The organism is Limnobacter sp. G6BE5S (assembly GCF_058448965.1).
Genome location: NZ_JBZFLM010000006.1, coordinates 19,455 through 45,509, shown reverse-complemented (window position 1 = coordinate 45,509; position 26,055 = coordinate 19,455). Strand labels below are relative to the sequence as shown.

The following is a 26,055-nucleotide window of genomic DNA, read 5'->3' as shown; positions in this document are numbered from 1 at the left end:
ATCAAAGCGGGCTGACCAAAGTATAAACACTCACGTTTTCCCTCTGGTTGTCTCGCGTGTGTGCGTCAATCCAGCTGGCCTCAATGTGCACCCACACTCCGTTTGTTTGAGTGTTCAGGTTGGGCAATGGCTGAATGCTGACACATGAGGCCGCACCTTGCGCCCATGCCCGGGGCAGTGTGGCGTCGTTCAAATTAATTGAATTGTTGGTTGATCCCAAGGCCCGGGGCCCATTGCTCGTGCATTCGTAGCCTCTCGCGCCAGCATAGCCATTCAAGTGATTCTCAAGCTGCCCCGAGAACTGTTGCATTCGCGAAATAATTTGTCCTCTTGGTGTGTCTCGATCCAGGTCCGAAATATTGGCCAGCAACACATTGCCGATCTCGGCGACCTGTGTTGCCGCGATCGATCGCACATGGGTCGAGTTTTTGGCACCGAAGTTGGCTGTCCAGTTCTTGGCATACAGCACCAATCCAACAGACAGCACCAGAATAGCGATCAATGCATCGACCATTGAAAATCCGTTTTTTCTAGAATCCCACTTCATGTTTACCTTTTGATTTCGGAGGTGGTGGCCTGGGTTCTTCCCTGGGCGGCGGCTCTGACGGACGCGGGGATTGAACGGGTGGCGGCGGTGGAGGCGGCGGCGGCGGATTCGGGTCGGGTGGCCTGGGTGGCGGCGGTGGTGGCGGTGGTGTTTGAATGGGATTGTACGGACGCCCATTGCTGTCTTCGCGATTGAATACAAATGACCGTTTCACACAGCCCGATTGCACGCCCTGGCTGCCCACGCAGTTCACACTGGCCACTATTTCAAAAGTGGCTCGGTAGTTTTCATCTGAAATGGCATGGTCGCAGTTATAGGGCACGATCATGCCACGAATTACAATGTCTTGTCGGTTGTTGTCTGGCGTGTTCGGACTGGCCACTTGTATTTGTGGGTCCAGTGTTTCTGGCAGCGCAACAGTCAAAGAGCACTCCCCGATAATGGCGGTGTTGCCTTTGTAATCATCGATTAGTTTCTGAATGGCAACATCATTTCCAAAATTGTGGGTGTAATGGCGCAGACCCGCGTAGGCCAATTGGCGTGCTTCCTCAATGTGTTGCTTGGAATTTGACAAATACAGATCCAGGCTGGTGGTTGTTACGTTTTGCAGACTGATCAACCCAAACACAATCACTAGCACCACACATACAAATACACCAAGGGCACCCGACTGGAATTTTTTTCGCATGCGCAGCCACTTGTTCATGATCCCATCCTTACCCGTGTGGTGTTGAGAAGGTGGATAATCCGGGCTTCTTCGTACTGCCCCTCGGTTACGTTATCGCCAATCCGTGCTTTGAACATGGCGATCCAGAACATATTGGATTCGGGATTGTTCTCGATGACCGAGTTGCAATTCTGCTCATAATTCTGGGTAACCTGCCCGGGCGTGTTGGCCTGAAACCTGCAAAACCGGATGTTGGTAAACTCAAAGTCACGCACATTGTTCAAATCAAGCCAGGCTGGGTTATTGCCGCAAAATGCCCCATGGTCAAATTGCGCCATGTTTGCGCCTGCCAATTCGCGTTGGGCGAGTACTCCATTGAACAATCGAAAGCCAGTCAGGTTGATGACATCATTGCCGCTGCGACTAACGCGTGTTGGAATGCTTAGGCAGAAGTTTCGGTTTGTGGACTGGTAGCCATTGCATTGCACGGATTGATTTTGCAGGCTGCACAACTGTATGCCCTTGGCTTCAACATCGGGGTTTTGGTAGCTGCCGCCCCTGTTCAGGTGAACTGTCATAATTTCACCAATTCGATTGACCTGATCGACCAGATTCTCGGTATTCAGGTCATTTTGTGCGCGTATGCTGACCCCCATCAACTTGAGTGCACCGGTAATGCTAATGGTCAGCAAGGCCATGCCAATCAGCAGGCTGACCGAGGATGCGCCGTGATAAGGCCTGGTTTTGTTATTCATAGCTCACCACCCCGTTGCCAATGCCCAGGTAGGTTATTTCTGCGCGCTTGTTTCTGTAATTGAGGGTTAGTTGTGTTTGGTTTTGTGTGTCCAACACCCCAGACACTGCATTGAAATGAAGATTCGTGGCGGTGGTCAGGGTGACATCTCCGAGCATTGCTGAGAAGCCCCGATTATTTTGGTTGTTGGTTTGGGAGTACCAGGCGCTGCAGCCTTTCATGAACGGGTCATGTTGAACGGCCACATTCACGTTCACCGCACTGTTGCCGGGTTGCAGGCTCATCTCGACTGGGCATTCTGTAATCGCTGCCAGGTTGCGCGCTTGATCGACATAGGTGTCCAGGTGCGCAACTTTGACCCTCAAGGTTTGTTTGTTCAGCACCGAGTTCATGCTGGGAATGACTGCAACAGCCAGTACACCGACCACTGCCATGCCAATCAAGATCTCGATTAAGGTGAAGCCTGCAATGCGCTTAGCCATGAGGAACACACCTGTCAGAGGTGTTTTGATTGGCGACAGACCGGGCACCAAAGCGTTGAATGCCCATGTCACTTTCAACAATCAGTGTTCTACAGGATTCGGGTAGCCTAAGCGGCGCGTTGACGCTCGGTTTGACTTCAGCCCGGTAACCACGAAAGTCGGAATTTGAGACAACCACGTTGTAGTTGCTCGAAGAGGGCAGAACCAAGCGATTTGCATTTGGCGTGCCACTGCTTGAGACATTTTGTGCGTAGCGGCCATAGCGTTGCCTGTGCAGCTGCTGGCTTAGCGCCAGCTCCACGCCGAATTCCCGCATGGTGCGGAAGTTCGATTTTTCCCACGATGATTCATAGCCTGCGTAGCTCAGGGTGGCGAGCACACCAACAATTGCGATTGCAAATGTCAGTTCAATCAAGGTAAATCCGAGGCCCGCACGCATGGTCAAACACCAAAAATGACTCTATGTGCTTGAGTATGCGTGGGTATTTTGAGCTGATCATCCCCGAGGCAGGGTACTTACAAACGGTGACAGTTTGCCTCGGGGAAGATTATTAAATGCGCTTGGCCAGTTCAGCGGCCTTGCCGATGTAGCTGGCCGGGGTCATTGCCAGAAGGCGATCTTTTTCAGATTGGGGCAAATCCAGTTGGGCGATGAACTGTTGCAGGCCCGCTTGAGTAATGCCTCTGCCGCGGGTTAGCTCCTTGAGTTGCTCGTATGGGTTGGGCAGGCCGTAGCGGCGCATCACCGTTTGTACTGGCTCAGCCAGTAATTCCCAAGCGTTGTCGATGTCGGCTGCAATTGCAGCTTCGTTCACTTCCAGCTTGCCCAAGCCACGCAGGCAACTTTCGTAGGCCAGGATCGCGTAACCAATGCCCACGCCCAAATTGCGCAGCACTGTGGAGTCAGTCAAATCGCGCTGCCAGCGAGACACGGGCAATTTCTCAGACAAGTGCTTTAGCACCGCGTTGGCCATGCCCAAATTGCCCTCGGCATTTTCGAAATCAATTGGATTGACCTTGTGTGGCATGGTGGACGAACCCACTTCACCGGCTTTCAGCTTCTGTTTGAAGTAGCCCAAAGAAATATAACCCCAAATATCGCGACTTAGGTCGATCAAAATGGTGTTGGTACGTGCAATGGCGTCCATCAGGGCGGCAATGCCATCGTGTGGTTCGATTTGAATGGTGTAGGGGTTGAAGGTAAGTCCCAGGCTTTCAATCAAATCGCGGCTCAGCTTTTCCCAGTCGAATTCAGGGTAGGCTGACAAATGGGCATTGAAGTTGCCCACAGCACCGTTCATTTTGGCGGGTAATTCCACAGCCTTGATAGCAACAATGGCGCGCTCCAGGCGGTGCACTACGTTGGCAAATTCTTTGCCCATGGTGCTGGGGCTGGCGGGCTGGCCATGGGTGCGGCACATCATGGGCAAGTCGGCAAACTGGTGGGCGTAATTGCGCAGGGTGGTGACCATGCGATCCAGCGTCGGCAAAATCACCTGTTCACGCGTTGCTTTCAACATGAGGGCATGGCTCATGTTGTTGATGTCCTCGGAAGTACAGGCAAAGTGAACGAATTCAGCCGATTTTTTCAGTTCTTCATCGGCCTGAAACTTTTCTTTAATAAAATATTCAACAGCCTTTACATCGTGGTTGGTGGTGGCCTCGAATTCTTTGATGCGTTGTGCATCGGCCTCTGAGAATTCAGTTTTGATGGCGTCGAGTTTGGCCAGTGCTTGTGCTGAGAAGGCAGGCAATTCAGAAAAGCCTGCGTTGGCCAACGCCTTGAGCCATTCAATTTCAACGATAACGCGGTGATGCATGAACCCGGCTTCAGAGAGCAGGGGGCGCAAATTGGCCACTTTGGACTGATAACGGCCGTCAAGCGGGCTGATTGCGGTTAATGTGCTTAAAGAGTCTGAAGAGATCATGCGAATGGTAAAAATTGAGGTTTTTCAAGGCCTTGTATTGTAACCTGTCTCGCTGGAAACTATTCGTGAGGAGTGGTGTCCTCGGCGGTATTTTGGAATTCTGCTTGTTCAATTTGTAAAACTGTTAGACACTTTCAGGTCGTAAAAAACAAGACGCAATCTCATCCAGGATTGTATTTAGGAGAACTGTGATGAAACTAGTGGGATCCCTGACTAGCCCCTTCGTGCGCAAAATTCGCGTTCAGCTTCAAGAAAAAGAAATTCCGTACGAGTTTGTACTTGAAAATGTGTGGGACGAAAACACCCGCATCAGCGATCACAATCCTCTGGGCAAGGTGCCTTGCCTGATTTTGGATGGTGGTCAAACCGTATTTGATTCACTGGTTATCTCAGGCATGCTGGAATACATGATGCCAACGGTGCCCCTGTTGCCAACCAACCCCAATAACCGTGCCTTGGTTCGCACAATGGAATCGCTGGGGCAGGGTTTGAGTCAGGCGGCCGTGGATATTATTCTGGAAAAGAAATTCCACGAGGGCGACAAGGTCAGCCAACCCTGGATTGACCGTCAAACCCAGAAAATTCACAATGGCCTGGCCTGGGTTTCCCATCGCATTAAAACCACCCCAGGTTTTTACCTGACTGAGCAATTCAGCCTGGCCGATATCACTGTGGGTTGTGCCTTGTTTTATCTTGATTTCCGCATGCCCGATTTGAAGTGGCGTGAACTGTATCCGGAACTGAATGAATATTCCGAGCGCCTGGCTTGTCGCCCCAGTTTTGAAGACACCAAGCCTGAGTAACTCAGCTGAATGCACCAAAGAAAAAAGCCCCGAATTGGTCGGGGCTTTTTTTATGCCGTGTTTCAGGCAATAACGCCGCCGCCCAAGCAAACCTCGCCTTGATAGAGCACGGCGCTTTGCCCCGGGGTGACCGCAAACTGGCTTTCTTCAAAGTTCAATTCGAACCCTTGTTCCGTCTGTTTGAAATCACAGGATGAATCTTCTTGGCGGTAACGGGCTTTGCAAGCCATGTGCGCATCGCTTGGGGTATGGCCTGAAATGTAATGTACCTGTTCGGCAGTCAGTACTTTCTGGTGCAGCCAGGGGTGGTCGTGCCCTTGCACCACATACAGCGTGTTGTTTTTCAAATCTTTGCGGGCAACAAACCAGGGTTCGCCATTGCCTGCTTTTTGGCCACCAATGCCAATGCCTTTGCGCTGACCCAGCGTGTAAAAGCTCAGGCCCACGTGTTCACCAATTTGTTGACCTTCGTCATTCAGAATGGGGCCGGGTGCGGTGGGCAGGTAGCGGTTTAAAAATTCACGGAATGGACGTTCGCCAATGAAGCAAATTCCAGTGCTGTCTTTTTTGGTGGCGTTGGCCAAACCCAGTTCAAGCGCAATTTTGCGCACTTCGGTTTTCTGGATTTCGCCCAGCGGAAACAGGGTTTTGCTGAGTTGCGCCTGGTTCAGCCGGTGCAGAAAGTACGATTGGTCTTTGCTGTGATCCACTGCCTTCAGCAGCTGGAATTCGCCATTCACTTCACGCACACGGGCGTAGTGCCCCGTGGCAATGTAGTCAGCTCCCAGGCTGTAGGCGTGGTCCAGAAAGGCCTTGAACTTGATTTCGCTGTTGCACAGAATGTCAGGGTTGGGCGTGCGGCCTGCGGAATATTCTTCGAGAAACACAGAGAACACACGGTCTTTGTACTCGTTGGCGAAGTTCACGGCTTCAATGTCCACGCCAACCATGTCGGCCACGCTGGCCGCGTCCAGCCAGTCTTGTCGGCTCGAGCAATACTCCGAATCGTCATCGTCTTCCCAGTTTTTCATGAAAAGACCAATCACCTTGTAACCCTGCTGCTTAAGCAGCCATGCCGACACCGAGGAATCAACCCCGCCCGACATGCCAATAACCACTGTTTTAGCCATGATGCTTTTACGATACGCCGGGGGGCATGGGGCCTGCAAGCACGCTGGGGTGCGTGTACACGTGTTCAAGCGGCATGATGGGCTGTTTGCCAGCCTTCCAGTTCAGGAAGTCTTCCACGCAACGCATCACCAAAGGGCTGCGGTGCTGGTCTTGGCTGGCGCGCAACTCCTCAACGGTCATCCACAGTGTGCGGATAATGCCTTCGTCCAATGCGCGATCAATGTGGTGTTTCACCACCTCGGCTGCAAAGGCAAAGCGCAGATAAGTAACATCTTCCTGCGTGCGTGAGCTTGTGTAGCGACTCATGTAGATGCCCAGCAAACCCACCGGGTTCACCTCCCAGGCTGATTCTTCCAGTGCTTCGCGGGCAGCGCCAAACTGTGGCGTTTCACCTGGATCCAGGTGGCCTGCGGGTTGGTTCAGCTTGATGCCATCGGTGGTGTGTTCTTCCACGATCAGGAATTTGCCCTGATGCTCGACAATGGCGGCTACTGTGACGCTGGGTTTCCAGACTTCTGACATGGCTTTTCAATCGCACTGCCTAAACGGCATGCGCCCGGTGTTTGGGTGTTAAAAAAACACGTTAGAATAGCAGGGTTAAGGTGCTTGTGCTCATTTTTTGAGCGCAGTTAAACGGGAAGCAGGTTCAAGCCTGCGCTGCCCCCGCAACGGTACGTAAGTGCGGGTGTGTCATTTTGCCACTGGTAGTAAAGCTGCTCTAAACGCAGCAACTGGGAAGGCGACACATCAAAACTTACAAGCCCGGATACCGGCCTTGACCGTTCAGCCTGTCCCATTCAGGCGAGCGACTGGTGCTGCGGGGAGGCAGCACGCAGGCGGCCAATTGTTTTTTACCGAACTTTTCTCCGTGACTTCCAGGGCTGTTGTGTCCTTGGCTTGCTTGCGCGCGTGGTTCTTTCGCCTGTGTTGTCTTCCCCAGTTAATTGATTGCCGCACGGTGGGTGCAGTTTACTGGAGTTCAAGGTGTTCATTCATTTCAAAAAATTACCAATCGTTTGTTTGTTGGCGGCTTTGCCCGTACAGGCTCAAGAGGAACTCGCGTTTTATGCGCTTCCCCCAGTGTTTGTGTCCTCTACTCAAACTGCAGTCCTTGAGAAGGACCAGCCATTTTCGACCACAGTCATTACGGCTGAGCAAATTCGTCAGTCTGGCTATACCACCGTGCGCGATGTGTTGTCTAAACTGGCTTTGGTCAATGTTCGTACCCCGCTAGACGGAAGCCGAAGTGCATCCGTGGACTTGCGTGGTTTTGGTGAAACCGCGTCTGCCAATGTGGTGTTTGTGGTGGATGGCGTGAAGTTGAATGACAACGAAGGCGTCACTCCCCGCTATGGCAGTATTCCGGTCAGCAGCATTGAAACAATCGAGGTTATTCGCGGCGGCAGTTCGGTTGCTTACGGTAGCGGAGCCAGTGGTGGTGTTATACGGATCACGACCAAAAAAGGCCGTGGTCGCGACGGTGTGGGTGGTGATGTATTTGCGTCTTATGGCTCTTACGACACCAAAGAATTGGGCGCCACCCTGTTTGGCGGCGCTAACGGTTTTTCGTTGGTGTTCAATGGTTCCAAGGAATTCACCAACGGATACCGAGACAACAGCGAAGCCAGCCGCGATTTGGCTAGTTTGGCGCTGGATTGGCAAGGCGATGTGTTCAGCGCGGGTGCGTCATTTTCCGCCGAGGGTTCAAAATCCAGATTTCCTGGTTCACTGAATCGTGCGCAGTTTGAGCAAAACCCAAAGCAAACAAATAGTCCAAACGATTTTGGATCGTTCGAACGAAATACCTTCCGTTTCTATGGCTCGGCTGATTACGGCAATTGGGGAACGGGTGTCCGTGTAAGTCGTCGTACTCATGAAGCATTGGGATCTTTCGACTTTGGGGGTGGTTTTGTGTTTAACGCCCGGTCAGAGTATGAACAAGACCAGATTAGTCCCTACCTCACCTTTACATTGCCGCATGGCGCAGGTGCGCATGTCATTCGTGTCGGTTACGACATTGAAAAAGCCGCTTTGCGTGGGTTTGACGCAGGCACGCTTGAATCCAATGCGATCTTCATTGAAGACGACTGGACCGTGAACGATGTGTTGCGTGTGAATGCTGGCAGCCGTTACGAACGGTCCGAGCAACAGAAAGCCAGCGGCGAAACACGGGATTACTCACTGGTCGCACATCAGTTGGGCGCTTCCTGGAAGGCAGCCGAGAACCTCACTGTCTTTTCGAAAGTCGCCCGCAGCTTCCGCATTCCGAATGCCAATGAAAATGGCTTTGCAGGCGTGGGGACAACCCGTGTGCCGTTTTTGAACCCTCAAGTTGCAGATGAAGTGGAGGTGGGTTTGAAAACTGCGATGTGGACAGGTGAGTTCAGCAGCACGCTGTTCGTGATGGACGTTGAGAATGAATTGTTTTTTGATCCTACGATCGTAGACCCTGCATTGTTCATCAATGGTTTGAACAGCAACCTGGACGAGTTGCGCAGAAAAGGCCTTGAATTGAAATGGAATGGAAGCTTGCGCAAAGACTTGAGAATGATCGCGGCTTATCAGTATCTGGATGCTGAGTTTCGGTCAGGTTCGCTCAGCGGCAGTCGCGTACCACTGGTTGCAGCCCACAACTTGAAGGTTGCCGCTGAATATGACTGGACATCACGCGTATCAACGGAAGCGATTGTGAACATGCAATCCGATCAACGGTCTGCTGCAAATACGGATCTACAGATCCCCGGTTTTGGTGTGCTCGACCTGAATTGGCGCTACAGGCAAGACAGTTACAGCGTGGTGTTCCAGGTTCAGAATGTATTCGACAAGCAATACTACAGAACGCAGTTCGGTCCGAACGGGATTTACCCGGAAATTGGTCGGGCGTTTTTCATTAATCTGAATGCTGATTTTTAAAGCAGAAGCAGCCCTTTGCTTATCAATTCTCTGATTTGATGTTTAGATCTCGGACTCAACACAATTTGAGGCGGTTTAATTATAATTTGACAAGAATTATTGTCAGATGCTGGGTTGTGGTATTCCCTTAGATTGGGCGATACTACCGTGCTATAGTCCGCACCAGCAGTGTATTTGCAGTTCTTAAACATCAAATAAAAGCGCTTTCCCACAAGGAGAAGTTCCATGAAAATCGGAATCCCGGCCGAGACAAGGTCCGGAGAAACGCGTGTAGCCGCCACACCTGAAACGGTGAAGAAGCTCATTTCTCAAAAACACGAAGTGTTTGTTCAAGCAGGTGCAGGTGTTGCCAGCTCGATCACCGATCAGGCCTACATTGATGTGGGCGCAACAATCGTTGATCGTGCAATGGATGTAATCGGCGGCTGTGACATGATCCTCAAGGTGCGTGCACCGGCTGAGAACGAGTTGTCTGCCTATCGTGCGGGTCAGGTTGTTGTCGGCATGTTGAACCCTTTTGACAATGCAGCATTGGAGGCCATGAATAAGGCTGGCCTGACGGCATTTGCACTGGAAGCTGCGCCACGCACTACACGTGCTCAAAGCATGGACGTGCTTTCTTCACAGGCCAACATTGCCGGTTACAAGGCCGTGATGATTGCGGCCAACGTATACCAGCGCTTCATGCCCATGCTGATGACCGCTGCGGGTACTGTAAAAGCTGCACGCGTGTTGATTCTGGGTGTGGGTGTTGCAGGCTTGCAGGCCATTGCAACGGCCAAGCGTTTGGGCGCTGTCATTGAAGCATCCGATGTGCGCCCTGCCACCAAAGAACAAGTTGAATCGCTGGGTGCGAAGTTTGTGGACGTGCCGTTCGAATCCGACGAAGAGCGCGAAATCGCTCAAGGTGTAGGTGGTTATGCCCGCCCAATGCCTGAAAGCTGGATGAAGCGCCAGGCTGCTGCTGTGCACGAAAAAGCGATCAAAAGCGATATCGTGATTACCACAGCATTGATTCCTGGCCGCAAGGCGCCAACGCTGTTGCACGAAGAAACCGTGCGCGCAATGAAGCCCGGTTCAGTCGTGATCGACCTGGCTGTGGAGCAGGGCGGCAATTGCCCCTTGTCCAAACTGAACGAGATTGTCGACGTCAACGGCGTAAAAATCGTGGGTTATGCAAACCTGGCTGCCATGGTGGCCGCAGATGCATCCGCACTTTATGCACGCAACGTGATCGATTTCCTGAAACTTGTTTTCGATGGTGAAGGCGCTTTCAAGATCGACATGGAAGACGACATTGTTGCTGCGTGCCTGATGTGCACCGGTGGCGAACTCAAACGCAAAAACGCTTAAGGAAGGAGCCAACATGGACGCAATTAGCCCCACCGTGGTCAACCTGATTATTTTTGTACTGGCCATTTACGTGGGTTACCACGTGGTTTGGAACGTAACCCCCGCGCTGCACACCCCATTGATGGCGGTGACCAACGCAATTTCCGCAATCGTGATTGTGGGTGCCATGTTGGCAGCTGCGCTGACCGTAACACCGTTGGGCAAATTCATGGGGGTGCTGGCCGTAGCGCTGGCTGCCGTGAATGTGTTCGGTGGGTTTTTGGTCACCCGTCGCATGCTTGAAATGTTCAAGAAAAAGAACAAATAAACCAACAGCGATCTGGAGAAATTTATGGAATTGAGTTTCAACGCAGTGACGCTGTTGTACCTGGTGGCGTCAATCTGTTTTATTCAGGCCTTGAAGGGCCTTTCACACCCTACAACTTCGCGTTTGGGGAACACCTTCGGCATGGTGGGTATGGCAATTGCCATCGCCACCACAATTGGTCTGATCTTCAAACTGGCGGAAATCGCAGGCCAGTCTGCGGCGACCGGGCTTGGCTGGGTGCTGGCCGGTTTGGTGGTGGGCGGTGGTTTGGGTACGGTGATGGCCAAGCGCGTCGAGATGACGAAAATGCCCGAACTGGTCGCGTTCATGCACAGCATGATCGGTTTGGCTGCCGTGGCGATCGCGATTGCAGCGGTGGCCGAGCCTGATGCGTTCGGTATCACGGCAAAAGGCATGTTCGACATTCCGCTGGGCAACAAAATCGAGTTGTTCATTGGTACCTTCGTGGGTGCCATTACCTTCTCGGGTTCTGTCATCGCTTTCGGCAAGCTGAGCGGCAAGTACAAGTTCCGCCTGTTCCAGGGCGCACCTGTGCGCTTTACGGGCCAGCACCAGTTGAATGCAGTGTTGGGTCTCGTGATGATTGGTTGCGGTATCTGGTTTGCGATTACGCAAGACTGGACACCCTTCATCATCATGACCATAGCTGCCTTTATTCTGGGCGTCACGCTGATTATTCCAATCGGTGGTGCCGACATGCCGGTGGTTGTGTCCATGTTGAACAGCTACTCTGGTTGGGCGGCAGCGGGCATTGGTTTTTCGCTGAACAACAGCATGTTGATCGTGGCAGGTTCGCTGGTGGGTTCGTCAGGCGCCATTCTTAGCTACATCATGTGCAAGGCCATGAATCGCAGTTTCTTCAACGTGATTCTGGGTGGTTTTGGTGGCGAGGCCGATGCAGGCGCAGCAGGCGGTGGCCAGCAGCGCACCGTGAAAAGCGGTTCGTCCGACGACGTGGCTTTCTTGCTGACCAATGCAGAGACCGTGGTGATTGTGCCCGGTTATGGCCTGGCCGTTGCCCGTGCGCAGCACGCCCTGAAAGAGCTGAGTGAGAAGCTGACGCACATGGGTGTTACGGTGAAGTACGCCATTCACCCTGTGGCAGGCCGTATGCCTGGCCACATGAACGTGTTGCTGGCTGAAGCTGAAGTGCCCTACGATCAAGTGTTCGAAATGGAAGACATCAACAGCGAATTTGCACAAACCGACGTGGTATTGGTGCTGGGTGCAAACGACGTGGTGAACCCCGCGGCGAAAGACCCAAAGAGCCCCATTGCAGGCATGCCGATTCTGGAAGCCTACAAGGCCAAAACCATTATCGTGAACAAGCGTTCCATGAACGCGGGTTATGCTGGTTTGGACAACGAGTTGTTCTACATGGACAAAACCATGATGGTGTTTGGTGACGCCAAGAAAGTGATTGAAGACATGGTGAAAGCGGTCGAATAAATTCGATGCAATCGTTGTGTATAGAGAAAGCCTGGTGAGAATTCACCGGGCTTTTTTTATTTGTGGCTGGGTTTAAACCCCAGCCAATTCCCGAATTCTTTGCACCACAAGACCGGTGTGCTCCATGGGCAAAAAGTGGGTGGCATCGGCGATTACTTCAATGCGTGCCTTGGGTAAGCGTTTTTGAATGCGTGCATGCGCAGTCGCCGGGAATGTAGAACCATTTCCGGCCGCAAGAATATGAATCGGGCAGCCCGGGTCGCGAATCCAGCGCGCTGCGTTGGGTTCGGTGTGTTGAAAGGTCAGTGATTCCCAGTGGGGCGGGCAGGCCAGCTCCACTTCGTTGTTGTGTGAGGGTACAAAACCATGTTCAACATAAGCCTGTAGCCATTCGTCACTCCAGGTACCAAAGGCTTTCTTGTTGCGGTAATTCTCAAAGGCGTCTTGTTGCGTGGGGAAGCTCGCCCGCCTGCGGGCAGCTGCGGTAGCCATGGCAATTCGGTCTGCAAAGCCAAACCAGTTGGCCAAGCGAAGCGCAAAACCCTGTTTGGGGTCGAGTAGTACAGGTTCTACAAGAATGAGGCCCTTCACTTTTTCAGGGCGTTGTGCCGCAGCAGCAAGGCTGGTGGTGGCGCCAATGGAGTGGCCTGCCAGCCACATGGGTTCAGTGGCTTGGTCAAGTACGGCGACCAAGTCTTTGTAGTAGGTGGTCCAGCCCCGAAATGTGTTTGGATTTCCTGCAGATCGGCTTTCGCCGTGGCCACGCATGTCCCATGTGTGCACATCAAAATGCGGTAGCAGGTCGCGCAGAAGAGGGGTGTAGGTTTTTGCGTTAAAACCGGTGGCGTGTGCCCAGTGCAGTTTGGGTTTGCTGTCGGAATTCGACCAGCGCATCATCTGGATGGCGCTGCCATCGTGGGAAACAATGAGATAAGCAGATTCGATCATTCGGTGCGTTCAAGCCACATGGCGTCGCCATAACTGAAGAATCTGTATTGTTGCGCAATTGCGTGTTCGTACGCCTTAAAGATGTTGGATTTCCCTGCAAAAGCGGACACCAGCATCAACAATGTGCTTTTTGGCAGATGGAAGTTGGTAATCAACCGGTCAACCACCTTGAATGGGTAACCAGGCTTGATGAAAATTTGGGTGTCTCCGGCATGGCCTGTTTCGGCAAACTGCGCAGCCTGGTTCAGGCCTTCGCTGGTGTTTAAATTGCAGCCAGTTTCGGTCGCCCAGGCCTCCAGTGCCCGCAAGGAAGTGGTGCCCACTGCCACTATTTTACCGCCGTTCAGTTTGACCTTTCGCAAGGCGGCGACCACGTTGCCTGAAATTGCATAGCGTTCGCTGTGCATGACATGTTCTTCCACATTGTCGGTTTTAACCGGCAAAAAGGTACCTGCGCCCACATGCAGTGTCAGGGTAAGCAGTTTCACGCCACGCGCTTGTAGCTGTTGCAGTAATTCTTCCGTGAAATGCAGTCCGGCTGTGGGGGCGGCTACAGCACCGGGCTCACGCGCAAACACGGTTTGGTAGCGTTCGTCGTCTTGTGCGTTGGCACTGTGTTCGATGTAAGGGGGCAAGGGCAAGGCACCATGTGCATCCAGCAGGTCGGGCAGGCTTAAACTACTTTCAAGCAGTTCCAGCTCGTACATCATGTCGTGTTTGGCAAGTACCCGGGCTGTTGCCACGCCGGCCAACACCACCTCACTGCCCGGTTTGGGGGACTTGCTGGCCCGAATCATGGCTGTGATGCGCTTGTCATCAAGGATTCGCTCAAGCATTACCTCAATTTTTCCACCACTTGCTTTCTGACCTTCAAGGCGCGCTTTCAGCACTTTGGTGTCGTTGATAACCAGTACATCGTTGGGCTGAAGCAAATTCAGCACATGGGGAAACTGATGATCTTCGATTGGATTATTTTGAGCGCAAACCAGCAAACGCGACTCACCACGGTGTTCAGGTGGGTGTTGGGCAATGAGCTGTTCTGGAAGATTGAAATCGAATTCGGACAGTTTCATGGTTGCTCTCATGTTGTCCTGGGGGCTGGTGCCGAGGGCGGGAATCGAACCCGCACGTTATCTCTAACACTGGATTTTGAGTCCAGCGCGTCTACCAATTCCGCCACCTCGGCAAGCCCGCAATTATGGCAAAAAACAATATTGAACACAACACCCCTTTGCAGAAATAAGTCATTTTTTTTGCGATTGCCGGAAATGTGCCCCTCTCGTGGGATTACTGGCTTCAACATGAGTCTGCATACTGACTGCGAATGTTCTCCAAAACAGGCTTGTTCAGCATGTCTTTCAAGTGGAAATGGTTGCTTACTACGTTTGTGGCGCAGTTGTTGCTGGGCGGCATTTTTACGTCCATTCAATACACGCACATGGGTAATTTGGCCGAGCGGGATTTGCATCGCATTCAGGAAAGTTTTCAGGCTGAGTTGTTTCAAGCCCACTTGGCCAATCAAAATCATTCACTGAGTACCCTGTCCTCCGTTGTCCGGGATTTCTACTTCCGCTACAAACCAGCCGCAGTCTGGGTCAACGTGGATGGCGAGCTGACTGACGCCATGGGCGATGTACCGGAAAATTTATCGATGTCAGAGCCAGCCATGCTGGCGAGTTTTGAGCTGCCCCGTGCTGGGCAGCAACTCATGATTTTGTTTGATGAAGACGAGGTGTATCGCAGCCGCAACGACATGTTGTTTTATCTTGCCGGTGTTTTTCTGCTCAGTGCGCTGGCCTGTTCAATGATCTTGCTGGGCTTGAGCAATACACTTTCCGCCCGCCTGGAAGACTTGCGAACCAAAGCGATGGAATTGCAGTCGGGGAAAATTCAATCGCGAATAGAGGTCACCGGGCGGGATGAAATTTCCTGCCTTGGGGCCGCCTTTAACAGCATGGCTCAGGCCATTGAATTGCAAATGAAGGCCATGGAAGAAAGCCATGCACGTTCGGTTTCAGAGAAAAACCGGCTGGACATGCTGCTTTCGTCGCTGGCCAGTGGGGTTGCTTATCTGGATGAGCATTTCAAGTTGCTCTACATGAACAAAGCGTTGGCCAAGATGCTGAAGATCGAGGGGTTGGATACTCAATCGGCCAATCTGGAGCAGGTATTGATTCGGGCTGGAGTGGTTCGAGAACAGCGCATTCGCCTGAAAGACTTGGTCACAGACTACTTTGGCAACCACGAGATGCCGGTGGAGTTGAATTTTACCGATGGTCGGGTTCTGCAATTCCGGTTTGCGGTTTACAACGACAAAATTCAGGGGGCACATGCTGTCTTGATTGTCGATGACGTCAGTATTCGCAAAAACGTGGAAGATTTGCGCAACGAGGTAGAGCGTGACCCACTGACTGGCGTGCTGAATCGTCGCGGTTTTGAGATGACTCTGGAGGCTCGTCTTTCCAGGCTATTGCCCGGTGAAACATTGGGGCTTATGTTTCTCGACCTGGATGGTTTCAAGGCGGTAAACGACACTTTGGGCCACAAAGCGGGCGATCAAATTTTGAAGACCAGTGCAACGCTGCTCAAAGGCGCCACGCGCAATGTGGATCATGTGGCGCGTTTGGGGGGTGATGAGTTTGCAATTATCGTGGCTCGCTGCAATATCCAATTGCTCAAGAATATCGCCGAACGAATTATTGAATCCTTTGCCTGCGACAAATTGTTGGTGCGCGTGCGCCAAAATCACGGTTTGACTGTGTCTTGCAGCATTGGCGCAGCCATGCACCCTTTGCACGGGCACTCCATTCAAGAATTGCTTGAAATCAGCGATGAGCAAATGTACCAAGCCAAGAAAGCAGGCAAGAATTGTTACCGGATCGTAGGGGTGGCCAGTGAGCCCCAGGTCCGAGATGTGGTTGTCAAGGTTTGAGTTTGTTGCGTATCTGGTTCAGGCCTTTGTTGACCTCTTTGCCCAAGGCTTTGCCTGTGCTTTTCACCGTTGTTTTTGCTGTTTCAGCGGCATCCTGAGTGGCGCCTTTCAGTTTCTGAAACTGACCTTCCCGTTGCAGTTTCTTGTTGCCCGTGATCTCCCCCAGCTTTTGTTTGGTTACGCCCACGGCCATATTGATTTTACCTTCGTATTTGCCCGCCACAATTTATCCTCCAGTCATGCGCCAGTGTAACGCCATGCCGATTTTCATGGTTAGCCCCAGTGTCGAAGCCAGCAATTAGGCGTTAGCCTTCTAGCAACTCAACCGGAGACACACGACCATGAAGATTGTTTGGCTGGAAAGCGAAACCGTACGAACCTCGTTGCCGCGCCCAAATTGCGCACACACCTGGACAGAATATCCTTTCACCACCGTAGGCACGTTGAAAGAGCGGATCAAGGACGCCGAAATTCTGATCATCAACAAAGTCAAAATTGGCCCTGCCGAGCTTGACGCTGCGCCCAATCTGAAAATGATTCAACTGGTGGCCACCGGTACCGACAACGTGGACAAGGCCGCCTGCGCCGAGCGTGGCATCAAGGTTAGCAATGTCGTGAACTATGGCCCCGAATCAGTGGCTGAGCACGCCATGGCTTGTATTTTGCAGCTAACGCGCCGTGTACCCGAGTGGGAAGCGCTGGTGCACGATGGCAGCTGGAGCGCATCGCGCTTTTTCTGCCTGCACACACTGCCCATGCGTGGTTTGAACACTCAAACGCTGGGTGTTTTGGGCAGCGGTGCAATTGGTGGCAAGTTGATTGAATTTGCCAAGGCTTTTGGCATGACCATTTTGCACATTGAGCGCCAAGGCGTGGACAAGCCGCGAGAGGGTTATGTGACTTTCGAGCAAGGTTTGGCCCACAGTGATGTGCTGAGCCTGCATTGCCCGTTGAATGAACAAACCAAGGGCTTGATTGGCCCCGACACCATTCCCAAGATGAAAAAAGGCGCAATTCTGATCAATACCGCGCGCGGCGGACTGGTTCAGTTTGAAGCGTTGAAGCAGGCCATTGAGAGTGGTCACTTGGGTGGTGCTGCGCTGGATGTACTGGAGGTTGAACCCCCTCCGCGTGATCACCTGATGGTGAAGTGGCAACACCCGCGTTGTATCATCACGCCGCACGTGGCTTGGGGTACTGAAAGCTCGCAGGCCAATGCAGGACGTTTGGCCATTAAACATGTGGACGAGTTTATTGCTGAAAACCTGTAAGCAGGGGCCGGTAATTGGCTGTTGTATGAAAAGTACATTTGCTGCACCTAGCCGGTGCAGCAAGTGAATTTAAAGCGATTGCACAAATAATAAGCATCAAATAGGCTTAGAATGCGTGCATGACACAAACTGAACCGAATACCATCAGCGCAGCTGAAGAAGCCGCCCTCGCGAATGTAACCTTTGCAGACTTCGCGCTGCACCCCAGTATCCAGAAAGCCATCGACGAACAGGGGTACACCCAGCCTACGCCGATTCAGGCCAAAGCCATTCCGGTTGTATTAACCGGCATTGATGTGATGGGTGCTGCTCAAACCGGTACGGGTAAAACCGCCGGCTTTTCATTGCCCATTCTGAACCGATTGATGCCGCTGGCCACCGAGAATACCTCGCCAGCCCGTCACCCGGTTCGCGCACTGATTTTGACACCCACCCGTGAGCTGGCTGACCAGGTCGCTGCCAACGTGTTTACCTATGCCAAGCACACGCCGCTGCGCTCGACCGTGGTGTATGGTGGCGTCGATATAAATCCTCAAATTCAGGCCTTGCGCCGTGGCGTAGAACTGGTGATTGCCACGCCTGGCCGCTTGCTGGACCATGTTCAGCAAAAAAGTATCAATTTGGGCCAAGTGCAGGTCTTGGTGCTTGACGAGGCCGACCGCATGCTGGACATGGGCTTCTTGCCCGATTTGCAGCGAATTATTAATTTATTGCCAAAAACTCGCCAGAATTTGCTGTTTTCAGCCACTTTTTCACCTGAAATCCAGAAGTTGGCGAAAAGCTTCATGGTGTCGCCCACTTTGATTGAAGTGGCGCGCCGCAATGCGACTTCTGAAAACATCAAGCAGGTTATTTTTGCGCTCGACAGTGAAGAAGACAAGCGCATGGCCGTTTGCCACCTGATTAAAAGCAAGGCGCTGAGCCAGGGCATTGTGTTTTCCAACACCAAGTTGGGCACGGCTCGTTTGGCGATTTACCTTGAAAAGCAGGGCGTTTCAAGCACCGCAATTCACGGTGACAAAACCCAGGCAGAACGCACCAAGTCGCTGGAAGCCTTCAAGGCTGGCGAGGTAACCGTGCTGGTTGCCACCGATGTGGCTGCCCGTGGTTTGGATATCGCCGATTTGCCTTGCGTAATCAACTACGACTTGCCCACCACGCCTGAAGATTACGTGCACCGCATTGGCCGCACAGGTCGCGCGGGTGCCAAGGGCACGGCGTATTCGTTTGTCGTAAAACGCGATGAACGTGCCTTGAAAGACATTGAAAAGCTGATTGGCAAAGCCTTTGTACGTGAAGAGCTTGAGGGCTTTGTGCCGGGTGTACGTGCGCCGCGTGAAGAACGCGGTGGTCGCGATGGCCGTAGCGGTTCGAGGACAGAAGGGCGTACCGAGGGTCGCAGCGATTCGCGTACTTACGAAGGACGCTCAGACCGCCGCCCCGCCCGCACGGGAGACGAAGCAGCACCTGCGCGTGAACGTCGCCCTTCACGAGACACTTCGTACCAAGGTGCGCGTTTTAACGACAACGCACCCATTCACCGGGATGCGGAATACGAACGTTTGCGCGCCAAATTGGCACAAACACGTGTGAAAGATTCGCTGTTCAATCAGCCTTATCAGGAATCGAAAGAAGACAAGGCTGCTGCTGAAGCCGCTGCGTCGGGCCAGTCTTCAGTGGGCAGTAACAAATCCAAAAACAAGAATGCTGCGCCTGTGGCGTTTTTGTTGGGTGGCAATCCACGTAACTGAGCTAGAAACCGAGACTTACCGCGCGGCTTGTGCTGCCCGGTAGTTGGCCCAAACAGGGGCCGCCAATTCAAGCCACTGCTTCGTTGTAGTGGCTTTTATTTTGTCCAAACCAAAGTGCTGCCACACGGTGTTTAAATTCAGCACAGGGTCATGTTCCGGCACCGCTTGTGCCCCGGTTTGTTTGGAAAGCTTTTGACCGTCTTCGGCCAAGATCACTGGCAAATGCCAATAGGCCGTAGGTGGAACAATACCCTGGGCGTCAATCCCGCCCTGCAACGCCTTCCACAGCGCAATTTGCCGGGCGGTGGTGTCGGTTAAGTCTTCGCCGCGCACAATGTGGCTTACTTGGCTGGCCAGGTCGTCGACTACCACCACCAAATGGTAGGCCCAAAAGCCATCACCCCGTCTCAATACAAAATCACCACTGCTGGCGTTCAAGTCGTCGATGAAGTGGCCCATCTTGTGGTCTTGCCATTGAACCGGTTCGGTCGGGCAGCGGAAACGAATTGCCCTGGCCTCTCGGCCCGCCGGCATCCCGTGCCTGCAAGTACCGGGGTAAATGCGGTTTTCGCCTGGCTCGCGCAAGGCATTGGCTTCGTCAATTTCCTTGCGGGTGCAGGCGCAGGGGTAGGTCAGGTTCAACATGCTTAAGCGCTTCAAAGCGGCTTCATAAAACGAATGCCGTTCTGATTGCACCCACACTTCACCTTGCCATTGAAGGCCGTGGCGTATCAATGTGTGCTCAATGTGCTTAACCGAGGCGGTGTCGCAGCGCCCTTCATCGATGTCTTCAATGCGCAAAAGCCATTGGCCGCCGTGTATTTTTGCATCCAGAAAACTGCCCACGGCGGCAGCCAACGAACCCAGGTGCAGCGGCCCGGTGGGCGAGGGGGCAAAACGGCCAATGTAGGGGGCTTGATTGGGCATTCGGTTGCAATCAATCTTTGGGTTGAAAATTCAGCTGTACCGTGGCCAAGTGTTTGGTCCACCAGTCCAGCGCCTTGCCTTGGCTGCCGCGCTGCCACGCAAAGCACAAGCTGCTTTGGCGAGTTGCGTCTTCGGTTTTCTTCACAATCAATTCGCCGTTGGCCACCTCTTGTTCGATCAGGTTCCATGGCAACCAGCCACAACCCAAGCCAGCCAGTTGGGCTTTCACTTTGGTTTGAAGGTTGGGGACGGTGAGCACCGCCTGCCCACTTTGCAAACCGAAAGTCAGCGGTTTGAAATTGCGCGACGTATCACCCACGGCCACAGCGCGGTACTGGCGAATGGTATCAATGCATACGGGCTCGGGTTCGCTGGCCAGTGGGTGGTTAGGCGATACCGCGAACACAAACAGCAGTTGCCCAAATCCCTGAATGTGCAGGCCTGTGGCGCTTGCAAACTGGTTTTGATCCAGGCGGCTGCCAATCAGCAGGTCTGCCCGGCCCGAATACAAAGCCTCCCAAGTACCTGACAGCACTTCACTGGAAAAGCGCAGGCGTGTAGGGCTTTCCAGTGCGTCAAAGGCCTCTATCCAAGGAATGGCCTGCTCGAACGGCACCACAGAATCCAGCACAATTCTCAATTCGGCCTCCCATCCGCTGGCCACTGCTTTCACGCGTTTGGTTAGCGCTTCGGTGCTCTCGAGTAGCTTGCGTCCTTCCTCCAGCAGGGCTTTGCCTGCGGGTGTCAGCTTGGCCTTGTGGCCTGAGCGGTCGTAAATCAGCACGTCCAGGCTTTCTTCCAGTTGCCGAAGCTGGTAAGTGACGGCCGACGGGGCCTTGTTCAAGGCCACTGCAGCAGCGGCAAAACTGCCTCGCGCTTCAATCAGTTCAAGCAGTGCAAGGCTATCCAGGTTGATGGTCATCGGGTTCAGTTTTTTTGAATGAGTTCGTCAAATTCTACGCCTTGTTTGGCTGCATGGCACCACCTACACTGAATTCATCATTCAACAGGAGGTTGAACATGTTTCAGATCAGAAAATCCAACGAACGCGGTTATGCACAACACGGTTGGCTTGAGAGCTATCACAGCTTCTCGTTTTCCAGCTACTACGACCCCAAGCACATGGGTTTCGGCCCGTTGCGTGTGATCAATGAAGACTGGGTTCAACCGCAGACTGGTTTTGGTACCCATGGCCACCGTGACATGGAAATTATTACTTACATGCTAGGTGGTGAATTGAGTCACCGGGACAGTTTGGGCGGCGGCTCGGCCATCAGGCCCAATCAAATTCAGCGCATGAGTGCAGGCACCGGTATTCGGCATTCTGAAATGAATGCCCACAAAACCGATGTGGCGCACCTGTTGCAGATCTGGATTGAGCCCGCAGTGAATGGCGTGGAGCCAGGCTACAAAGACCACGACCTGGATGTGGCCAGTATCACCGGCCAATTGGGTTTGGTTGTGACCGGTGACAAAGACGAGGCCGAGACCAACAACATCGCCTTGATTCACCAGGACGCGAAAATGTACGCAGGCCGCTTGAGCAAGCAAAGCGTACACCGTGAACTAGACCTCGCACGCAAAGGCTATTTGCATGTGGCCACGGGTTCAGTGACCGTGGGTGATGTGCTGCTTCAAACCGGTGATGCGCTGTTGATCAGCGACGAGCGGGAATTGAATTTTGATGTGAGCGAGCAAGCCGAAGTGCTGTTTTTCGATTTGCCAGCTTAATAGTTATAACAACGAGGGAGTTAAAAATGACACAAGTAGCAATTGTTTATCACAGTGGTTATGGCCATACAGCCAAAGTGGCGCAAGCCGTTGAGCAGGGTGCAGCAGGTGTGGCGGGTGTTCAAACACACCTGATTTCCGTGAACGACATGAATGATGCAACGTGGGACGTGTTGGCCAAGGCCGATGCCATTGTTTTTGGTTCGCCCACTTACATGGGCGGTGCGTCTGCGGACTTCAAGAAGTTTGCAGACGCCTCCAGCAAGGTGTGGTTCAACCAGGGCTGGAAAAACAAGGTGGCGGGTGGTTTCACCAATTCAATGTCCATGAGTGGCGACAAGCTCAGCACGCTTCAGTACTTTGTAACTTACGCCATGCAGCACGGCATGATTTGGGTGGGCAGCGCCACACCCGGTGCCCAAAAGCCGGGCGATGTGAATGAACTGAACCGCGTGGGTTCCTGGGTGGGGGTGATGACACAATCTGACAACGCGCCTGCGGACGTGACTCCACCTGCATCTGATCTGGAAACAGCCAAGATTTACGGCGCACGGGTTGCAGAGTTCGCCAAGAAGCTGTTGGCCTAATATAAAATGAGGGGATGACCAATTCATCCCCCTCTTTGCCTTCCACATTTGTACACCTGCGCATGCACACCGAATTCTCGGTGCTCGACGGCATGGTGCGTGTGGGCGAGGCTGTCAAGGCCGCTGCTGGCTGCGGCATGCCCGCTTTGGCCATTTCCGACCTGTCCAACCTGTTTGGCTTGATCAAGTTTTATGGCAAGGCACGTGGTGCCGGTGTTAAACCGATCGCCGCCTGCGATGTGTGGATTGAAAGCGACCGGGATGAAGAGCAACCCGCCCGCGTGCTGCTGTTGGTACAAAATCACAAAGGGTATTTGCAGCTGTGCGAGCTGTTAAGCCGTGCTTTCTTGCGCAACCAGAAGCGTGGCAAAGCCACCCTGAAGTTTGAGTGGTTTGATGAGGTGGGTTGCGATGGCCTCATCGCTGTTTCAGGTTTTACCCATTCTGACATTGGTCAATTCTTGCTGGGCGGCAACATGGGCCGCGCAGAAGATTCTGCCCGCAAATTCCTGCAGTATTTTGAAGGCCGCTTCTACATCGAGCTGCAACGCGATGGCTCAACACAGGCGGAAAACCTGGTGAACTTAAGCTGCCAATTGGCAGCCAAATTGCAATTGCCCGTGGTGGCCACGCACCCCATTCAATTTTTAAAGCCTGAAGACTTCCGCGCCCACGAGGCGCGTGTGTGCATTGCGCAAGGCGAAATTTTGTCGAACCCGCGCAGGCCGCGCCGGTTTACCGAGCAGCAGTATTTCAAAACTGCGCAGGAAATGGCAGAGCTGTTTGCCGACATTCCTAGCGCGGTGCGCAACAGCATACGCATTGCCCAGCGCTGTAACTTAACGCTTGAATTGGGCAAGCCCAAACTGCCCGCATTCCCCACGCCCGATGGCATGACGCTGGACGACTACCTGGTGCATTTGTCCAAGGAAGGCCTGGAAAAGCGGCTGGTGCACCTGTTCCCGAATATTGAGGAACGGGAAAAAATGCGCCCCGAGTACGAAGCGCGTTTGAAAATCGAATGCGACACCATCATCGGCATGGGCTTTCCTGGTTACTTCCTGATCGTTCAAGACTTTATTAATTGGGGCAAAAGCAATGGCGTACCCGTGGGCCCTGGCCGGGGTTCAGGTGCAGGTTCGCTTGTTGCGTATTCGCTGGGCATTACCGACCTGGATCCGCTGCGTTACGACTTGCTGTTCGAACGTTTTCTGAACCCTGAACGGGTTTCAATGCCTGACTTCGACATCGATTTTTGCCAAGACAACCGCGACCGCGTAATTGACTATGTAAAGCAGAATTACGGGCGTGATGCGGTTAGCCAAATTGCCACCTTTGGTACCTTGGGTGCGAAAGCTGTTATTCGCGATGCGGGCCGTGTGCTCGACATGCCTTACATGTACTGCGATGGTTTGTCGAAACTGATTCCCCAAACCCCAGCCGACCCCTGGGACCTTGACCGCGCCATGGCCGACGAACCCACGTTCCGTGAGCGTGTGGAAAACGAAGACGAGGCCAAGGAAATTATTGCGGTGGCCCGACCCCTTGAAGGTCTGACCCGAAACGTGGGCATGCATGCCGGTGGCGTGTTGATTGCACCGGGCAAGCTGACTGATTTCTGCCCCCTGTATTGCGCCGATGGGTCCACCGATTCTGTGGTGTCGCAGTACGACAAAGACGACGTTGAAGCTGTGGGCTTGGTGAAGTTCGACTTCTTGGGCTTGCGCAACCTGACCATTCTGGATTGGGCTGTGCGTTGGGTTCGCGAGAACTATGAAGACCAGCGCGATTTTCGTTTGGAAGACTTGCCACTCGATGACCCGGCTGTGTACCAGCTTTTTTCCGAAGGCAACACCACGGCTGTGTTTCAGTCTGAATCGCGTTCTGCGAAAGACCTTGAGAAGAAACTAAAGCCTGACAACTTCGAAGACATTATTGCCTTGATGGCGCTAAACCGCCCTGGCCCTTTGGGTTCCGGCATGGTGGACGACTTCATTGCGCGTAAAAAAGAAACCTCGAAAACCGGCAAGGGCCGGGCAGAGTGGTACTTTCACCCCAAGCTGGAAGGCATCCTGAAAAGCACCTACGGTGTGATTGTTTATCAAGAGCAGGTGATGCTGGTTGCCCAGATTCTGGCGGGCTACAGCCTGGGTGGCGCTGACTTGTTGCGGCGAGCCATGGGTAAAAAGAAGCCCGAGGAAATGGCCAAGCAGCGTGAAATTTTCACGACCGGTGCCACTGAGCGCGGCGTGGACCCGGCGGTGGCCAAGCAGCTTTTCGACTTGATGGAAAAGTTTGCGGAATACGGTTTCAACAAATCGCACTCGGCAGCCTATGCGCTGATCGCCTACCACACGGCTTGGTTGAAAGCGCATTACCCGGCAGAGTTCATGGCTGCGTCCATGAGTTCCGACATGGACGACACCGACAAGGTGAAAATCTTTGTTGAAGACGCCATGGCCATGTGTCAGGTGCCCGGAAAGAAGGCGGGCACCACGGTCAACATGCTGGGGCCTGATGTCAACGAATCCAACTTCCGGTTCACAGCGGTGCGCATTGACGGCGAAAAACGCGCCAGTGCCATTCGTTATGGTTTGGGTGCGGTGAAAGGCACGGGCCAGGCGGCTTGCGAAGCGATTGTGGCCGAGCGCAATGCCAATGGCCCTTTCTCCGACTTGTTTGATTTTGTGCGGCGGGTAGACAGCAAGCAGATCAATCGCCGAGTGATCGAGGCTTTGATCCGCGCAGGCGCATTCGATGCGCTGAACCCCGACCGGGCCAAATTGCTGGCCAGCTCGGGCCAGGCCATGGAGTGGGCAGCCCAGCAGGCTGCAACCGCAACGCAGGTCAGCTTGTTTGGTGAAGCCCTGGGCGGCGATGCCCCGCCTGAACTGGTGGATGTGCCCACCTGGAGCGAGCGGGAGAAACTGCAACAAGAAAAAGCTGCCTTGGGCTATTACTTCAGCGGACATCTGTTCAAAGCCGATGAAGACAAGGTGCGTCAGTTTGTAAAATTGAAGCTGAAAGACCTTTCGCCGGGGCGTGATTTGGTGTGGATGGCGGGTGTCATTGCGTCGCTTCGCACCATGATGACCAAGCGCGGAAAAATGGCAATTGTGTTGCTCGACGATTCAACCGCGCAGGTGGAATTGTCGATTTTCAACGAACAATTTGAAGCCAACCGCACGCTGCTGAAAGAGGACTCCTTGTTGGTGCTGCAAGGCAAAGTGTCTGAAGATTCTTACACCGGTGGTTTGAGAATTTCTGCAGAAAACCTGCATTCATTGGCCAGTGCGCGTGCGCATTTTGTCAGCCGTTTGCGACTCAACATGAACGGGCAGTCGGATGCGGAAAGGCTGCGCGCCATGCTGGAACCGTTTCGTGACCCTGAGCAGGGTTGCCTGGTTGAAATTGACTATCACAATGGCCATGCAGCCTGCGTGGCCCAGTTGAGCAGTGAATGGAAAGTGCGGCCCGAAGAAGATTTGCTGATTGAAATGCAAGGCTGGTTGGGTGAAGGCAATGCCAAGTGGGTGTTCGGCTAGACGAGCGG

General features: G+C 53.2%; 24 protein-coding genes, 1 tRNA gene and 1 riboswitch. Of the genes, 11 read left to right on the top strand and 14 right to left on the bottom strand.

Annotation, left to right across the window (positions count from 1 at the left end; translation table 11 throughout):
* Position 1: 1 nt before the first annotated feature.
* The 6 genes from ACVL1J_RS11680 to purB all read right to left on the bottom strand — a co-directional run bounded on the left by ACVL1J_RS11680 (position 2) and on the right by purB (position 4,378).
* Positions 2-514: a hypothetical protein gene (locus ACVL1J_RS11680; protein WP_159568927.1), complete on the bottom strand. Its 513-nt coding sequence runs from the start codon at positions 512-514 to the stop codon at positions 2-4.
* Positions 515-530: 16 nt separating this feature from the next.
* Complete coding sequence (locus tag ACVL1J_RS11675; protein ID WP_341237563.1) at positions 531-1,253, bottom strand: hypothetical protein; 723 nt, start codon at positions 1,251-1,253, stop codon at positions 531-533.
* Positions 1,250-1,969 carry a hypothetical protein gene (locus ACVL1J_RS11670; RefSeq protein ID WP_341237564.1) on the bottom strand — a complete coding sequence of 240 codons (720 nt, stop codon included), beginning with the start codon at positions 1,967-1,969 and terminating at the stop codon, positions 1,250-1,252. The genes ACVL1J_RS11675 and ACVL1J_RS11670 overlap by 4 nt, the downstream gene beginning before the upstream one ends.
* Positions 1,962-2,450 carry a pilus assembly FimT family protein gene (locus ACVL1J_RS11665; protein ID WP_341237565.1) on the bottom strand — a complete coding sequence of 163 codons (489 nt, stop codon included), beginning with the start codon at positions 2,448-2,450 and terminating at the stop codon, positions 1,962-1,964. Before ACVL1J_RS11665 ends, ACVL1J_RS11670 begins: the two co-directional genes overlap by 8 nt.
* The gene (locus ACVL1J_RS11660; protein WP_341237566.1) at positions 2,443-2,889 is read right to left on the bottom strand and encodes a type IV pilin protein; all 447 of its coding nucleotides are present in this window, start codon (positions 2,887-2,889) and stop codon (positions 2,443-2,445) included. The genes ACVL1J_RS11665 and ACVL1J_RS11660 overlap by 8 nt, the downstream gene beginning before the upstream one ends.
* Positions 2,890-3,001: 112 nt before the next feature.
* Positions 3,002-4,378: an adenylosuccinate lyase gene (gene purB, locus ACVL1J_RS11655; protein ID WP_341237567.1), complete on the bottom strand. Its 1,377-nt coding sequence runs from the start codon at positions 4,376-4,378 to the stop codon at positions 3,002-3,004.
* A gap of 191 nt (positions 4,379-4,569) precedes the next feature.
* Here purB and ACVL1J_RS11650 point away from each other — a divergent pair, with 191 nt between their 5' ends.
* Positions 4,570-5,181 carry a glutathione S-transferase C-terminal domain-containing protein gene (locus ACVL1J_RS11650; RefSeq protein ID WP_159568921.1) on the top strand — a complete coding sequence of 204 codons (612 nt, stop codon included), beginning with the start codon at positions 4,570-4,572 and terminating at the stop codon, positions 5,179-5,181.
* 62 nt (positions 5,182-5,243) lie between these two features.
* Here ACVL1J_RS11650 and mnmA read toward each other — a convergent pair whose 3' ends face one another.
* Both mnmA and ACVL1J_RS11640 read right to left on the bottom strand, forming a co-directional pair.
* The gene (gene mnmA, locus ACVL1J_RS11645) at positions 5,244-6,311 is read right to left on the bottom strand and encodes a tRNA 2-thiouridine(34) synthase MnmA (protein WP_491665346.1); all 1,068 of its coding nucleotides are present in this window, start codon (positions 6,309-6,311) and stop codon (positions 5,244-5,246) included.
* A 7-nt stretch (positions 6,312-6,318) separates the two neighbouring features.
* A complete protein-coding gene (locus ACVL1J_RS11640; RefSeq protein ID WP_341237568.1) occupies positions 6,319-6,834 on the bottom strand; it encodes an NUDIX hydrolase in 516 nt (171 codons plus the stop codon).
* A 61-nt stretch (positions 6,835-6,895) separates the two neighbouring features.
* Positions 6,896-7,104, top strand: a riboswitch (cobalamin riboswitch).
* A gap of 192 nt (positions 7,105-7,296) precedes the next feature.
* Between ACVL1J_RS11640 and ACVL1J_RS11635 the strand changes: the two genes are divergently transcribed.
* The 4 genes from ACVL1J_RS11635 (at position 7,297) to ACVL1J_RS11620 (ending at position 12,355) form a co-directional block, all read left to right on the top strand.
* Positions 7,297-9,225: a TonB-dependent receptor gene (locus ACVL1J_RS11635; protein WP_341237569.1), complete on the top strand. Its 1,929-nt coding sequence runs from the start codon at positions 7,297-7,299 to the stop codon at positions 9,223-9,225.
* 225 nt (positions 9,226-9,450) lie between these two features.
* Positions 9,451-10,578, top strand: a complete 1,128-nt coding sequence (locus ACVL1J_RS11630; RefSeq protein WP_341237570.1) for a Re/Si-specific NAD(P)(+) transhydrogenase subunit alpha — start codon at positions 9,451-9,453, stop codon at positions 10,576-10,578.
* 13 nt (positions 10,579-10,591) lie between these two features.
* Positions 10,592-10,885 (top strand): NAD(P) transhydrogenase subunit alpha part 2, encoded by a 294-nt coding sequence (locus tag ACVL1J_RS11625; RefSeq protein WP_008249635.1) that lies wholly within the window; start codon positions 10,592-10,594, stop codon positions 10,883-10,885.
* A gap of 24 nt (positions 10,886-10,909) precedes the next feature.
* Positions 10,910-12,355, top strand: coding sequence for an NAD(P)(+) transhydrogenase (Re/Si-specific) subunit beta (locus ACVL1J_RS11620; RefSeq protein WP_341237571.1), 1,446 nt, complete (start codon positions 10,910-10,912; stop codon positions 12,353-12,355).
* A gap of 72 nt (positions 12,356-12,427) precedes the next feature.
* Here ACVL1J_RS11620 and ACVL1J_RS11615 read toward each other — a convergent pair whose 3' ends face one another.
* From ACVL1J_RS11615 to ACVL1J_RS11605, 3 genes are all read right to left on the bottom strand, one after another.
* Positions 12,428-13,303: an alpha/beta fold hydrolase gene (locus ACVL1J_RS11615; RefSeq protein ID WP_341237572.1), complete on the bottom strand. Its 876-nt coding sequence runs from the start codon at positions 13,301-13,303 to the stop codon at positions 12,428-12,430.
* Positions 13,300-14,388, bottom strand: a complete 1,089-nt coding sequence (gene queA, locus ACVL1J_RS11610; protein ID WP_341237574.1) for a tRNA preQ1(34) S-adenosylmethionine ribosyltransferase-isomerase QueA — start codon at positions 14,386-14,388, stop codon at positions 13,300-13,302. The genes ACVL1J_RS11615 and queA overlap by 4 nt, the downstream gene beginning before the upstream one ends.
* Before the next feature lie 14 nt (positions 14,389-14,402).
* Positions 14,403-14,489 (bottom strand) — tRNA-Leu (locus ACVL1J_RS11605).
* Positions 14,490-14,627: 138 nt separating this feature from the next.
* Between ACVL1J_RS11605 and ACVL1J_RS11600 the strand changes: the two genes are divergently transcribed.
* Entirely contained in the window at positions 14,628-16,235 is a 1,608-nt protein-coding gene (locus ACVL1J_RS11600) for a GGDEF domain-containing protein (protein ID WP_491665345.1), read from the top strand.
* On the opposite strand, the gene ACVL1J_RS11595 is transcribed toward ACVL1J_RS11600, so the two are convergent.
* A complete protein-coding gene (locus tag ACVL1J_RS11595) occupies positions 16,225-16,458 on the bottom strand; it encodes a CsbD family protein (RefSeq protein WP_159568913.1) in 234 nt (77 codons plus the stop codon). The two genes, ACVL1J_RS11600 and ACVL1J_RS11595, sit on opposite strands and share 11 nt — an antisense overlap.
* Before the next feature lie 118 nt (positions 16,459-16,576).
* On the opposite strand from ACVL1J_RS11595, the gene ACVL1J_RS11590 reads away from it, so the two are divergent.
* Positions 16,577-17,506 (top strand): NAD(P)-dependent oxidoreductase, encoded by a 930-nt coding sequence (locus tag ACVL1J_RS11590; RefSeq protein WP_341237592.1) that lies wholly within the window; start codon positions 16,577-16,579, stop codon positions 17,504-17,506.
* A 119-nt stretch (positions 17,507-17,625) separates the two neighbouring features.
* The gene (locus ACVL1J_RS11585) at positions 17,626-19,257 is read left to right on the top strand and encodes a DEAD/DEAH box helicase (RefSeq protein ID WP_341237593.1); all 1,632 of its coding nucleotides are present in this window, start codon (positions 17,626-17,628) and stop codon (positions 19,255-19,257) included.
* Between the two features lie 15 nt (positions 19,258-19,272).
* Here the strand turns inward: ACVL1J_RS11585 and gluQRS are convergent, their stop codons facing one another.
* Positions 19,273-20,184 (bottom strand): tRNA glutamyl-Q(34) synthetase GluQRS, encoded by a 912-nt coding sequence (gene gluQRS, locus ACVL1J_RS11580; protein WP_341237594.1) that lies wholly within the window; start codon positions 20,182-20,184, stop codon positions 19,273-19,275.
* A 10-nt stretch (positions 20,185-20,194) separates the two neighbouring features.
* Entirely contained in the window at positions 20,195-21,106 is a 912-nt protein-coding gene (locus ACVL1J_RS11575; RefSeq protein WP_341237595.1) for a LysR substrate-binding domain-containing protein, read from the bottom strand.
* Positions 21,107-21,204: 98 nt separating this feature from the next.
* Here ACVL1J_RS11575 and ACVL1J_RS11570 point away from each other — a divergent pair, with 98 nt between their 5' ends.
* The 3 genes from ACVL1J_RS11570 to dnaE are packed head-to-tail and all read left to right on the top strand — an operon-like array spanning position 21,205 to position 26,047.
* Positions 21,205-21,915, top strand: coding sequence for a pirin family protein (locus ACVL1J_RS11570; RefSeq protein ID WP_341237596.1), 711 nt, complete (start codon positions 21,205-21,207; stop codon positions 21,913-21,915).
* Between the two features lie 26 nt (positions 21,916-21,941).
* A complete protein-coding gene (locus ACVL1J_RS11565; RefSeq protein WP_341237597.1) occupies positions 21,942-22,502 on the top strand; it encodes a flavodoxin family protein in 561 nt (186 codons plus the stop codon).
* Positions 22,503-22,516: 14 nt separating this feature from the next.
* The gene (dnaE, locus tag ACVL1J_RS11560; protein ID WP_341237598.1) at positions 22,517-26,047 is read left to right on the top strand and encodes a DNA polymerase III subunit alpha; all 3,531 of its coding nucleotides are present in this window, start codon (positions 22,517-22,519) and stop codon (positions 26,045-26,047) included.
* The last annotated feature ends 8 nt before the right edge of the window (positions 26,048-26,055 follow it).